Consider the following 13,430-nt stretch of genomic DNA (forward strand, 5'->3'; position numbering starts at 1 on the left):
CCCTGTTCTGCTGTCTGTTCTGATATGTTCCGCTTTCCTAGTCTTTACTACAGACGAATATATTATATCACAGACGCGTACAGGCCTTTGTCTACTTGCCTAGACCGTAACCTCCTCCTTCGCCTGCCAATAACGCTCGCTGCCCGGCAAGTCGTCGAACCATGCCGCTTCCTTCGGACAATCCAGCACCATGAACTGCCCATACTGTCCTTCCCGCGATTGATGGTACTTCAAGTAGGCCTTGCCACCCGCAATCGCCAATATCTCAATCTTGCCGGAGGAATGGCTCATAGACAGTCTGACTCGCTTGCCGAGACCGCTCGTCCTGGCCTTCGCTTCCTCAACTACCTGATATGCCCTCTCCAGCGACACGACAAAGTCGCGATTACCTGCGACCGGTCGATTAATGAAGAAGTAATACGGCGTCACGCCCGCCCATGACAGCTGATCCAGCAGCTCAGCCAGCACTTCGGGATCGTCGTTAATGCCCCGTATGATCGGCGTCTGGTTCACGACGATCGCCCCTGCCTTATGTAACGCTTCGAAGCCGCGCTTGGCCTCCTCTGTAATCTCCCTGGGGTGATTGATATGCGCCATGACATAGATTCGCTTCTCCGGGGTGGAGAATTCAGAGATGAGCTGCAGCAGTGCTTCATCCTCATAGATGCGCATTGGATTGAATACGGGAATCTTGCTGCCCAGACGGATAATCTTCACATGATCGATGCTGCGCAGCCGTTCGATAATGGATCGCAGCTTCGGCGTGCCCAGAATCAGGCTATCTCCCCCCGTCAGCAGCACGTTGTTAATCTCCGGATGCTCTTCAATGTAAGCGAGACCCGGTTCCACATTAGAGACGGCTTCTTTCACGTCATTACGGAACAGCCGCTTGCGGAAGCAGTAACGGCAATAAGCCCCGCATACTTCCGATACGATGAGCAGCGCCGTCGTCCGGTACTTATGCTGGCAGCCCGGCACGACATAATTGGCCTCCTCGTCCGAAGCATCCCACTTGCCATATTCCATCAGCTCGCCTTCGTTCGGAATAACGAGCTTGCGGATCGGATCGTCGGGATCATTCCAGTCGATCAGCGACAAGTAATAATCGTTCACCCTGAACGCGAACTTCTCCGTAATTGGCTTTAGCAGTTCCCGCTCGCGTTCTGGAATTTCTGCAATCTTGTCCAGCTTCATAATGTATTTAGGCTGCGGCATTCCAACTCCTCCTCAGAATTTGGTCTGCGCGTTATGCCAGTGGATGGTACCGATCCCCACAAAAAATGACCCCAGCATTCGGACGCAAGCGGTCCGAGCATCTTGAAGCGGAGCGGGCAGGTTCATCCTGTCCGAATCCGCCCTTGATGCACCAGGGTCAGATCAAACGTATTCACGATTCACTATGCTTGTGACCCATCCACTGCCGACGAGGTTAGCTGACGGACTCGGGTAAGATGGTCCCCTAAGACGAGCGCTGCCGCTCCATCTATTCGCCCCGTGCGTAGCTGCCAGGCAGCTTCGCAACAATTGGTTCCCCCGCTTTCCAATGCCTAGCATTGGAAATTAAGCGCTATTCCAGTGTAAGTCAACATTTGACAGACGTCAACTGCTCCGAACGCGATTCAACAGCATTCACAATGTTTTAACAAGTCGATCAGTGCGCAGCAGTGGCAAATTGTGCCGCATGCAGACGGCTGTAAATACCGCCCGCCGCAACCAATTCATCGTGACGGCCTTGCTCGCTAATGCCATCCTCTGTGACCACGACAATTCTATCCGCATTTTTGATCGTGGCAAGTCGATGGGCAATGACCAGTGTCGTACGCCCTGCGGACAGCTCGGCCAGCGACTGCTGAATCGCCGCTTCCGTCTCGGTATCCAGCGCGGAAGTCGCTTCATCCAAAATTAGAATCGGTGGATTCTTCAGGAACATTCTGGCGATCGCCAGACGCTGCTTCTGACCGCCGGACAGCTTGACGCCTCGCTCCCCCACCACCGTCTCAAGTCCTTGCGGCTGTTCGCTGATAAAGCTCTCAAGCTGCGCACGGCGCGCCGCAGCCCATACTTCCTCGTCGCTGGCATCCAGCTTGCCGTAGGCGATATTGTCACGTATCGTGCCTCCGAACATGAATACATCCTGCTGAACAATGCCAATCCCTCTGCGCAGCGACTCCAGCTTCATCTCTTGAATATCATAGCCGTCCACCGAGATGCTTCCCTCGTCTAGCTCATAGAAACGAGGCAGCAAGCTGCACAGCGTCGTCTTGCCCGCACCGGACGGCCCAACGAAGGCAACTGTTTCTCCGGCTTTTATCGTCAGATTGATGCCCCGAAGCACTTTCGCTTCGCCTTCATAACCGAACGTCACGTTGCGATATTGAATATCGCCTCTCAACTGATCGACTGCTATGGCGCCGGGAGCGTCTACAATGTCCGGCTTCGTATCCATCAGCTCCATGTAGCGTTTAAATCCGGCAATGCCTTTTGGATAACTCTCGATAACGGCATTAATTTTCTCAATCGGCTTGAAGAATATGTTCGTCAGCAGCAGGAAGGTGAAAAAATCGCCGTAGTTCATTCCTTTCTGCAGCACATAATAGGCGCCCGCCAAGAGGGCGAACAGCGATACAAGTCTCATTAGCATATAGGTGATGGAATTGTTCATGCTTATAATTTTGTAGGATAGAATCTTCGCCAGGCGGAAGCGCAGATTACTTTCCATGAACAGACCTCTTTCATACTTCTCGTTAGCGAACGATTGTACGACGCGAATGCCGCCCACCGTATCTTCTACCCTTTCGTTGAAATCCGCCATATCCTTCAGCAGCCTCTGAACCGCAACCGTCATTTTCTTGTTGAAAAACAACACCAACCACAAGATAAGTGGCACAATAGCAAAGGTGAGCAGTGCAAGCTCGGGGTTAATATAGACCATGATGCCAAGCGCGCCAAGCAACGTCATGATGGCAATAAACATATCCTCCGGACCGTGATGAGCCACCTCGCCGATCTCGAACAGGTCGTTGGTCATGCGGGACAACAGATGACCTGTCTTATTGTTGTCGAAGAAGCGGAAGGACATCTTCTGAATATGATTGAACAGCCGCCGCCTCATCTCCGTCTCGATATTGATGCCAAGTATATGTCCCCAGTAGTTGACGACAAAGGTAAGCACCGTATTAATGGCATATATGACGAGCAACACGGCACAAGCAGCAACGATGATCCCCCAATCGCCGTTCGGCAACAGCTCTCTGATCACATATCCGACTGCGACCGGAAATACAAGCTCCAGTATCGCAAGCAGCACCGCGCTGAAGAAGTCCAGCAGGAACAATCTCTTATGCGGTTTATAATAAGAAAAAAATCGTCGCAGCATTCTTTGCTCCTCTTCTCTCTTCTGTGTTCTGTCGAATTAACCGACAAGTGTTGATAATGGTTATCAATAGAATGGTATACAATTGTGAGGTTGCTGTCAATCCAAGCTTTAGCTTTTAACAGAAAAATACCTCGTATCACATATCCACTCACTGATTAGATATCCTCTGACTGATTCAATATGTATCTACTTACTGGATTTAATGCCCTTAATTTCTTGGATTGACTCCACTCGGACACAATCAACTGGATTTTATGTCATTAATCCGACCATTCACAAGAAAATTGTGCTATTTCACATCATTCAACTGTACTAATTCCATCTGTTCGACGACACAATAACGATTTCGGATGCAACAACTGCACGAAATCCACTTAGCACACTCCTTACCTGCATAAACGCACACTACCTCGCCAAGCGGAACAGCCCACCATTCGGACACTTTCAACCCTCCAACCGAGGCTACATCGCCTAAACAAGGGGGAAGACAATCCCACTTCGTAATGTTATAAACACTCATATAGCAAAAGAAGTACCGCTCCCAATGGCACACTGGGGGAACGGTACTTCATAACTATGGTTATAACGGATAAAATCTACAGCAATTCCTTGCGAAGATCGTAAGCAGACTTCGGAGACAAGTGGCCGAGCGGAATATCGAACACCGTCTTGGCACCCGCTTGTCCTTCCCGGGACAAGCGATGCGCCGCGCGAGCATATGCGACCAGGACGCTTGCCGTGAACTGCGGATTACTTTCCAGCTTCAAGCCGAACTCGATGATCTGCGTCGTATTCTCGCCAGTCTTGCCACTGCGAAGCACCATGCCGCCATGCGGCATAGAGGAATGATTCTTCTTCATTTCCTCTTCGCTAATGAACTCCACAGTCGTATCATAGTCCGCGAAGTAGTTCGGCATGGATACGATTTCTTGCTCCAGCGCTGCCAGATCAGCCCCTTCTTCTGCCACAACATAGCAAGAACGAATGTGCTTCTCTCTTGTGCTCAGCTCAGGGTTCTCTCCGGCGCGTACACGATTCACAGCCGCTTCGCTAGGAATCGTATACTGAACGCCATACTTCACGCCTTTCACCCGTCGAATGGCATCGGAATGTCCTTGACTGACGCCCTTGCCCCAGAACGTATATTCATTGCCTTCAGGCAGAATAGCTTCCGCAAGCAGGCGATTCATGGAGAATAAGCCCGGGTCCCAGCCTGTGGAGATAACGCCGACATGACCATGCTCACGCGCCACACGATCCACGTCTTCGAAGTATTCCGGAATTTTCGCGTGCGTATCGAAGCTGTCTACAATGTTGAACATAGAAGCGAACTGCGGACCTTGCTCCGGCAAGTCTGTCGCGGAACCGCCGCACAAGATCATCACATCGATATCATTTTTGAACTTCTCAGCATCCTCAATCGGATATACCTTCGCCTCGGAAGGAATCGTGGAAGGGTCTCTACGCGTAAATACGGCATCCAGCTTCATATCCGGATTCTGACGGATGGCAAGCTCGACGCCTCGGCCCAAATTGCCATACCCGACGATCCCAATACGGATCTGCTCCTTCATGCTGTCACACACCTTTTCTCTAAAGTATTGTCGACGCTACACCCAGCCTCTCGCTTCCATCGCAGCAGCAATACGCTTCATGGCGATCATATACGCAGCCGTCCTCAGATCTACTTCGAACTGCGCTGCCAGATCGCGCACAGCTTGATAAGACCGTATCATATTTCCCTGCAGCTTCTCCAGCACTTCTTCCTCGCTCCAATAGAAATGCTGCAAGTTCTGCACCCATTCGAAGTACGAAACGGTTACGCCGCCCGCATTGGCCAACACGTCCGGAATGACGATGATGCCCTTCTCCGACAGGACGCGATCCGCTTCTGGCGTCGTTGGTCCGTTCGCCGCTTCCGCAACCAGCTTGGCTTTAATCCGCTTGGCATTACTGGAGGTAATGACATTCTCCAGAGCAGCCGGCACCAGAATATCAACGTCCAGCTCAAGCAGCGCTTCATTCGAGATCTGCTGCGCCCCGCTGTAATCCGCGATCGAAGCATTATCCTTCAGCTCTTCAAGCACGGCAACATCAAGTCCGTCTGGTTGATAGACGCCGCCCTTGGAGTCGCTTACCGCTACTACTTTGCAGCCTGCCTCCGCCAGCAATCTAGCGGCAATCCGGCCCGCATTGCCGAAGCCTTGAACCGCAACCGTTGCTGTGTCAGCTGGAATGTCCATATCTTCAAGAGCTGCGAGAATCGTATATACGCAGCCTTGCGCCGTAGCTTCATTCCGACCTTTGGAACCGCCAATAATAAGCGGCTTCCCTGTAATGACGCCTGGCGAATATACACCTTTCATTCGGCTGTAAGTGTCCATCATCCAGCCCATCGTCTGCGCATTTGTGTACACGTCTGGAGCAGGAATATCCTTGTCCGGCCCCACGAAGTCAGCGATAGCTTCCATGAAGCCGCGACTAATCCGTTCTACTTCTGCCTTGCTGTGCTCGCGCGGGTTACATATAACGCCGCCTTTGCCTCCGCCATACGGCAGGCCCACTACGCCGCACTTGAAGCTCATCCACATGGAGAGCGCTTTGACCTCGTCAAGCGTGACGTCGGGATGGAAGCGAATGCCTCCTTTTGTCGGACCGACAGCATCATTATGCTGCGCACGGTATCCTTGGAATACCCGCACAGAGCCGTCGTCCATCTTCACGGAGAAGCTGACGGAGAGGACACGTTTAGGATTTTTCAAGATGTGTGTAATGTGCTCCGGCAGATTCAACAGCTTCGCAGCAGTATCTACCTGCTGTTGGGCAATTTCATAGGGATTCAATGTTTCTTGCATAGTTGTTACTGTCATCCTTCATTCTACCTTTCGATTCTAGTTTTCGACTCCAATTATTAGCCGCTTTTTTGATTCTAACCGACAATAAAGCATTTTTAAAGATTTTATTATCGAAAAAATGCAAGTTCTTCATAAAAAAGTCCATTCAACTGTAACGAAAAATTCATAGTTTACATGTCATGTAACTTCACACAAGGCCTGGCAATCATTGATCAAGGAAAGAGAGCAAGCGTTAAAATCGGCCTGCCGCCACTTCGTTAAAATCAATATCCATTAAGGATTGGCCATACTTGCAGCGCTCCGCCTCATCAAATTGCAGCAGATTCGTAAGTGCGTTGGGCACGATAATACAGGCCAGTCCCGCCGCTACAGCAGCTTTGGCCCCGTTCGGAGAATCCTCTATCGCAACTGCTTCCTCTGGTTTTACGCCAAGTCCCTTTACTGCCATCTTATATAGTGCCGGGTCCGGCTTCACCTGATCGACATCGTCCGCAGTGCAGATCACTTCGAAGCAATCCGCCAACTTCAGCTGTGACAGATATCTGTCAATCCACTTGCGCCTGGAGCTTGAGGCAAGACCGATGCGCATTCCAGCCGCCTTCGCCGCCTCCAGATATTCTAACACGCCCTCGCGGATTCCTTGCTGTTCCATCAGCCGTGCATGATCGTTGTGAATGCGCCTGTGGAATTCTTCCTTATCGATCGGGAGATTCAGCTCCGTCATCAAATATTCATAAGGATTGAATGCATGGTGGCTCGTTCCGACACATTCCGAATACTGCTCCAGCGACAATTCCACCCCATGCTCCTCGTACGCATTGCGAAACGCGTAATACCATGGTGTCTCTGTATCAATTATTGTGCCATCAAAGTCAAATATTATTGCTTTTATCATGTTCGCTTCCTCCTTTCAGATCCTATTGTGGCTCTTTATAACAACAGACCGCTACTTCCCCCTATCCTATAATCATAGCTTATCTTCAGTCTCTAGTGAACAAAAAAAGACTGCACTTCCGTTATCGGTCAGGCAGTCTCTGCAATGGGGAATAATTGTTCACTCCTCCACTCCTCCAAGCTTATAGAGCCGGCAATAAGTTCTTCTATATCTCATCGCAATCATTTCCTGTGCATCTTGAATTCCAGGAACAGCTCATTATAATGCGCCAGCATGTGTGGACCGAGATTGTCATATACCTCCAGCCTGCGTGTCAGCTCCTCGTCGGGGTAAAACCGTTCATCGCCGGCAATCTCCTCCGGCAGCAGTGCAAGCGCAGAATGATTGGGCGTGGAATACCCCACATATTCGGCATTCTGCGCCGCAACATCGGGCGACAGCATAAAGTTGATGAATTGATGGGCCCCATCGATATTGCGAGCCGTCTTCGGAATGACCATGTTGTCGAACCATAGATTGGACCCTTCGCGCGGCACGACGTAATCCAGCTTCTCGTTATCGCTCATAATCTCCGACGCATCACCGGACCAGACAAGTCCGACGGCCGCTTCCTCGCCGGCCAGCAGCATCTTGATCTCGTCGCCGACGATTGCCTTCACATTGGGAGTCAGCTCCGACAGCTTGCGAAGCGCCTCCTGCAGATGTGCCTTGTCCGTATCGTTCAGAGAATAGCCGAGACTGTTCAGCCCCATTCCCATTACCTCGCGCGCTCCGTCCAGCAGCAGAATATCGTTGCGGAGCGAAGCGTCCCACAGATCGTTCCAGCTCAGGAAGTCCAGCTCTCCGACTAGCTCCGGATTATAGACGATACCGACCGTCCCCCAGAAGTACGGAACGGAATAGGCATTGCCCTTATCGAAGCTGAGATCCATGAACCGGTCGTCAATATGCTTCAGGTTCGGCAGCTTGGCATGGTCCAGCCGCAGCAGCAGCCCGTCTTCCTTCATGCGGCTGATGGCGTATTCGGAAGGCACGCTGACATCGAACGTCGTACCTCCCTGGCTAATCTTCGTCATCATCGCCTCGTTGGAATCGAACGTCTGATAGATGACCTTGATCCCGCTCTCTTGCTCGAAGCGATCGATCAGCTCGGGATCGATATAATCCCCCCAATTATAGATCGTCAGCGTATTGTCGCCTGTATAACCCTCGCTCGAGTTCAAGTAGGCCGTCACATACATGAGCGCAATCGCCGTGCCGATTACCAGTAGCAGCGCCTTCAGCAGCTTACTCATGCTCCAGCCCCCTTCCCTTCCAGACGGTTATTGCGCTTGTTAATGAAGTAATAACCGATCACCAGCAGTATCGTGAACAAGAAGATCAGCGTGGACAGCGCGTTAATAGACAGCGACACCCCTTGCCGCGCCCGTGAGTAGATCTCGACGGACAGCGTGGAGAAGCCGTTGCCTGTGACGAAGAACGTGACCGCGAAGTCATCCATGGAATACGTTAATGCCATGAAGAACCCTGCAAAAATACCGGGGCTGATAGAAGGCAGCACCACCTTCGTCAGTACCTGCAGCGTTCCTGCTCCCAGATCGCGGGCAGCATCGATCAAGGATGGGCTCATTTCCTCCAGCTTGGGCAGCACCATAATGACGACGATCGGCACGCTGAACGCGATATGCGACAGCAATACTGAGACGAAGCCCAATTGAATGCCCACTATCGTGAACAGGATCAGAAAGGAAGCGCCGATGATGACGTCCGGACTGACGATCAGCACATTATTCAGCGTCAGCAACGTCTGCTTCGGACGGTACCTGCGCATATAGAATATGGCGATAGCCCCCAGAACGCCTATAATCGTAGAGACGGAAGCTGACAGCAGCGCAATGACGAACGTATTGAGCACGATGATAAGCAGCCGCGTATCCTGGAACACTTCTGCATAATGCTCCCCGGTGAAGCCTTCGAAGCTGTGCATTGTCCCGCCGCTGTTGAACGAATATACCATCAGATAGAAGATCGGCGCGTACAGGATGATAAATACAGCAATCAGATAGAAGCGGGACAGCTTCCATTTATTTTTTGACAATGTCGATCAACCCTCGCTTCCGATTCCCCGTTAGCACCATGATCAGCGCCATCGCGATAATAAGGAATACAGCGATCGTAGCGCCCATTCCCCAGTCCTGCGTCACCAGAAAATGCTGTTCAATCGCCGTTCCCAGCGTAATAACCCGATTGCCTGCAATCAGCCGGGTAATCATGAACAGCGACAGAGCAGGAATGAACACAGCCATGCACCCTGCCTTCACACCGCCGATTGTGAGCGGGAAGATGACGCGCTTGAATGCCGTCCATGACGAAGCGCCCAGATCCTTCGCAGCATAGAGGAGGGTAGGATTCAGCTTCTCCAGCGCATTGTAGATAGGCAGTACCATGAACGGAATGAAGATGTACACAGATACGAATACGAAGCTGAAATCCGTGAACAGAATTTGCCTGCCTCCGATGCCTGTCACCTCCAGCAAGCTATTCACCAAGCCGTATGTACCGAACAGTCCGATGAAAGCGTACGCCTTCAACAGCAGATTGATCCAGCTGGGCAAAATGATGAGCAGCAGCCACAACTCCTTATGCTTCGTCTTCGTCAGCAGATAAGCCGTGGGATACGCGATCAAGAGTGCAAATAAGGTAATGAGGAACGCATACCAGAATGAGCTTGCCGTCATTTTCAAATATACGGGCGTAAAAAACTTGGCGTAGTTGCCGAGCGTAAATGAACCTTCCACATCAAAGAAGGAATAGTAGGCGATAAGCACAATGGGGGCGACGACGAAGACGACCATCCACAGCATATATGGAATGAGGTACAAAGCGCGGCTTCTATTCTCCATCATCATGCTCCTCATAAGATTCAAGACGTCTGTCGAACTCCTCCTCCGTCTCTCCGAGCCGCATGACGTGAATCGCTTCCGGGTCGAATCGCAGTCCGATCCGCTCGCCTACCGTCGCCTTGCGCGTGGAATGAACAAGCCACTCGTTACCGGAGTCGTCATAGCAGCTTATCTCGTAATGCACGCCCCTGAACAGCTGCGTATCGACTCGCACTTGCAGCTTGCCTTGCTCCGGCGGCACGATCTCCAGATCCTCCGGACGGATGACGACATCGACCGCTTCATTGGGATTCAGCCCTTGATCGACGCATTCGTACACCTTGCCCGCGATCTCCACCTGAAAATCCCGCAGCATGCGCGCCTTGACGATGTTGGACTCCCCGATGAAGTCGGCTACGAACCGGTTAATTGGCTCGTCATAAATATCGTTCGGCGTGCCGGACTGCTGGATGCGACCTTCATTCAGCACGAAGATCTCATCGGACATGGCAAGCGCTTCTTCTTGATCATGCGTGACGAAGACGAACGTAATGCCCAGACGTCGCTGAAGCTCGCGAAGTTCATATTGCATCTCTGTTCGCAGCTTCAGGTCAAGCGCAGACAACGGCTCGTCCAGCAGCAATATTTCCGGCTCGTTGACGATCGCACGGGCAATAGCGACGCGCTGGCGCTGTCCGCCTGACATTTCTGTTATTTCGCGATTCTCATACCCCTTGAGATTAACGAAGCGAAGCGACTCCTCCACTTTCTGCCGAATGACGGGCTCCTTCAGCTTCTTGATCCGCAGCCCGAACGCTACATTCTCGAACACGTTCAAGTGAGGGAACAGCGCATAGTCCTGGAACACCGTATTGACCTGCCGTTCGTTGGCGGGCACTTCATTGATAAGCTCCCCGTTGAAGTAAATATGCCCTTCCGAAGGCTCCGTAAATCCTGCAATCAGACGCAATATCGTCGTCTTGCCGCAGCCGGACGGTCCCAGCAGCGTATAAAATTTGCCACGTTCCAGCTCGAGGCTTACATCATTGAGCACGGCAGGCTCGCGCGCATCGTAACGCTTGGTCACATGCTGGAATTGTATAATGGTATTTCCTTTGCTTTCCGACATTCCGCCTTCTCCTTTACCCCTGCTTCTATTGCCCTTACTAATCACAAACTTAACCATCTTATCACATCTGCTTTGTTTCATCATCCCCATATTTCCCCTAATGAATCCGTCGCCAGCTTGCTTACATTACGCCGAAGAGCGGAAGCGGCAGGGAACGATTCCCGGCGCTTCCGCCCTTGTCTCTCATTATGCCGTTGTCGGGTTAGCCTGCTCTGCTGCTGCATGCTCGCGGCGATGGCTGATCATCAGATAAGCCATCGTCAATACTGCGAACAGCAAGGAGAATAGACCAAGCATGCCCGCATCGTCCCACATCCGACTGATGTCGCCGCCGGAGATGACATCCTTCAGCCCCGCGACGGAATACGTCATCGGCAGCCAAGGCGTCACCTTCTGCAGCCAGTTCGGCGTCAGCTCCATCGGGAACGTGCCCGCCGAGCTCGTCAGCTGCAGAATGAGAATGACGATAGCGACGAAGCGGCCCGGATTCCCCATGAAGGTGACGAAGAACTGGGTCAGCATCATGAACGTAATGCTGCTGATAATGGAGAACAGAAGGAACGATGGCAAGTTCTGCACCTCAAGCTTCAGCACCAGCAGCAGCGCAGCATCTGCAATGAGCGCCTGTAGCGCGCCGACCGCTACAAGCGTCAGCGACTTGCTCCAGAACCAGCTCCAGCCGTTGTCCGGCTTAATGACCGGCTCGCGCACGGAATAAACAATCGTAATCAGCAAGGCGCCTACGAACAAGCCAAGCGACAGGAAGTACGGCGCAAAGCCTGTACCGTAGTTCGGCACTTCCGTCATGCGGTCAACCTCCAGCCGAATCGGATCAGCGAACATATCGCTCTGCTCCTCGGACAGCGCCATGTCGGCCGTCTCCTTAGAAGCGTCACTCAGCTTCGACGACAACTCATGCGAGCCATTGTCCAGCTCAAGCAGTCCCGTGGCGATCTCCGACGCTCCGTTCTCCAGCTGTCTGGAGCCGGAGGACAGCGATGCGGCAGAGTCATTCAGCTTCTGCAGACCTGCGGACAGCTCCTGAGAGCCGGCCTCCAGCTTGCCGCTTCCCTCCGCCAGACCAGCCGCGCCTTGCTGCGCGCCAGCCAGCTTCTGCTGCAGCGTGCCCGCTCCCGCTTGCAGCTCATCCAATCCTCTCGCCAGCTGCTCTGCACCGGCATGCAGCTGATCCTGTCCCGCTGCCGCTGCGGATACTTTCGCTGACAGCTCCTTGCCCGCTGCCAACAGCGAAGCGAACTGCTCACTGGCCGCCAGCTCTTCATTGGAAGCGGCCACTCCTTCCAGCCCGGCGATCAATTGCTTCACGCCAGCATTCAGCTGCGCCGTGCCATCTGCCGATGTCTGTAGACCATCTTCAAGCTCCGAAGCCGCTTGTCTGGCTCCGGAGACTCCTTCCGCCAGCTTCCCGCCTGCAGCTGACAATTGTCCGAGCCCGTCAGCCAGCTGGCTGACTCCCGCATTCAGCTCGGCCGCGCCGCCGTGCAGCTGCTTGCCGGCATCGTTCAGCTTCGCCGTTCCTTCCGTCAATGAAGTGGTGCCGATCGACAGCTTGTTCAGATTTTGCATCAGCAGCTGGGCGCCATCCTTCGCCTTCGATGTACCGTCGGCAATCTGGCTCGCCCCTTCACTCGCCGCAACGATACCGTCGGCCGCTTCCTGCAGCTTGTCGAATACCGTCTCTGTATAAGCTTCCGTCACTTCCTTATTAAGCATTCCCTTCATCTGCTCCACAGCCGTATTGCCGATCTGGGCGGCGAGGAAGTTAAAGCTTTCGTTCGGCAGATAGATCAGCTTGGCCGGCTCGGGCACCTCCGATGTAAGAGATGCCGTCTTCTCGGAGAAGTTCGCCGGAATCTCGATCGCCATATAGTAACGATTCTCCCTCAAACCCTCCAGCGCTTCATCCCTGGTGACGAAGTCCCATCGGAACACTTCGTTCTCGCGAAGCTGCTCTTCGAACTCCTTCCCGATATGCACCTTCTCACCATTCAGCTCCGTGCCGACATCGGAATTAACGACAGCGACGGGCAAATCCTGTAGCTTGGCGTAAGGATCCCAGAACGCCCCCAGGAACATACCGGCATACATGACCGGAATCAGCAGCACCGCAATAACCGGGATCAGCACCTTCTTGTTGCGAACAATTGCAGCCAGCTCGTGGCCGAATTGCCTCATTCCTCTTAACTTCATAGCTTTCACTCCTATCCCTTATATAGCACTAGTTGACTAATTTAGTTTTTTGGTCGATTATTTCAGAAAAAAACGGCACCTT

General features: G+C 52.6%; 10 protein-coding genes and 1 riboswitch. All 10 genes read right to left on the reverse strand.

The genetic code is table 11. The annotated features are described in order from the left end of the window. Positions 1–99 precede the first annotated feature (99 nt). Positions 100–1,215 carry a KamA family radical SAM protein gene (locus tag ACFQ2I_RS10565; RefSeq protein WP_377564102.1) on the reverse strand — a complete coding sequence of 372 codons (1,116 nt, stop codon included), beginning with the start codon at positions 1,213–1,215 and terminating at the stop codon, positions 100–102. A 188-nt stretch (positions 1,216–1,403) separates the two neighbouring features. After that, a riboswitch (cyclic di-AMP (ydaO/yuaA leader) is annotated at positions 1,404–1,577 on the reverse strand. Between the two features lie 74 nt (positions 1,578–1,651). Next, positions 1,652–3,376 carry an ABC transporter ATP-binding protein gene (locus ACFQ2I_RS10570; protein WP_377564103.1) on the reverse strand — a complete coding sequence of 575 codons (1,725 nt, stop codon included), beginning with the start codon at positions 3,374–3,376 and terminating at the stop codon, positions 1,652–1,654. A 596-nt stretch (positions 3,377–3,972) separates the two neighbouring features. Continuing rightward, entirely contained in the window at positions 3,973–4,950 is a 978-nt protein-coding gene (locus tag ACFQ2I_RS10575) for a diaminopimelate dehydrogenase (RefSeq protein ID WP_377564105.1), read from the reverse strand. Positions 4,951–4,986: 36 nt separating this feature from the next. Further along, the gene (locus ACFQ2I_RS10580) at positions 4,987–6,246 is read right to left on the reverse strand and encodes a Glu/Leu/Phe/Val family dehydrogenase (RefSeq protein ID WP_377564108.1); all 1,260 of its coding nucleotides are present in this window, start codon (positions 6,244–6,246) and stop codon (positions 4,987–4,989) included. 217 nt (positions 6,247–6,463) lie between these two features. After that, positions 6,464–7,126 carry an HAD family hydrolase gene (locus ACFQ2I_RS10585; RefSeq protein ID WP_377564109.1) on the reverse strand — a complete coding sequence of 221 codons (663 nt, stop codon included), beginning with the start codon at positions 7,124–7,126 and terminating at the stop codon, positions 6,464–6,466. Positions 7,127–7,347: 221 nt separating this feature from the next. After that, the gene (locus ACFQ2I_RS10590) at positions 7,348–8,421 is read right to left on the reverse strand and encodes an ABC transporter substrate-binding protein (protein ID WP_377564111.1); all 1,074 of its coding nucleotides are present in this window, start codon (positions 8,419–8,421) and stop codon (positions 7,348–7,350) included. Continuing rightward, positions 8,418–9,224 (reverse strand): ABC transporter permease, encoded by an 807-nt coding sequence (locus tag ACFQ2I_RS10595; RefSeq protein ID WP_377564113.1) that lies wholly within the window; start codon positions 9,222–9,224, stop codon positions 8,418–8,420. Before ACFQ2I_RS10595 ends, ACFQ2I_RS10590 begins: the two co-directional genes overlap by 4 nt. After that, positions 9,211–10,029 carry an ABC transporter permease gene (locus ACFQ2I_RS10600; RefSeq protein ID WP_377564115.1) on the reverse strand — a complete coding sequence of 273 codons (819 nt, stop codon included), beginning with the start codon at positions 10,027–10,029 and terminating at the stop codon, positions 9,211–9,213. The genes ACFQ2I_RS10595 and ACFQ2I_RS10600 overlap by 14 nt, the downstream gene beginning before the upstream one ends. Beyond that, positions 10,019–11,137: an ABC transporter ATP-binding protein gene (locus ACFQ2I_RS10605; RefSeq protein WP_377564116.1), complete on the reverse strand. Its 1,119-nt coding sequence runs from the start codon at positions 11,135–11,137 to the stop codon at positions 10,019–10,021. Before ACFQ2I_RS10605 ends, ACFQ2I_RS10600 begins: the two co-directional genes overlap by 11 nt. Positions 11,138–11,323: 186 nt before the next feature. Next, positions 11,324–13,348 (reverse strand): YhgE/Pip family protein, encoded by a 2,025-nt coding sequence (locus tag ACFQ2I_RS10610; RefSeq protein WP_377564118.1) that lies wholly within the window; start codon positions 13,346–13,348, stop codon positions 11,324–11,326. Between the last annotated feature and the right edge of the window lie 82 nt (positions 13,349–13,430).

Origin of the sequence: Paenibacillus chungangensis (genome assembly GCF_042675905.1) — a bacterium.
GTDB lineage: Bacteria > Bacillota > Bacilli > Paenibacillales > Paenibacillaceae > Pristimantibacillus > Pristimantibacillus chungangensis.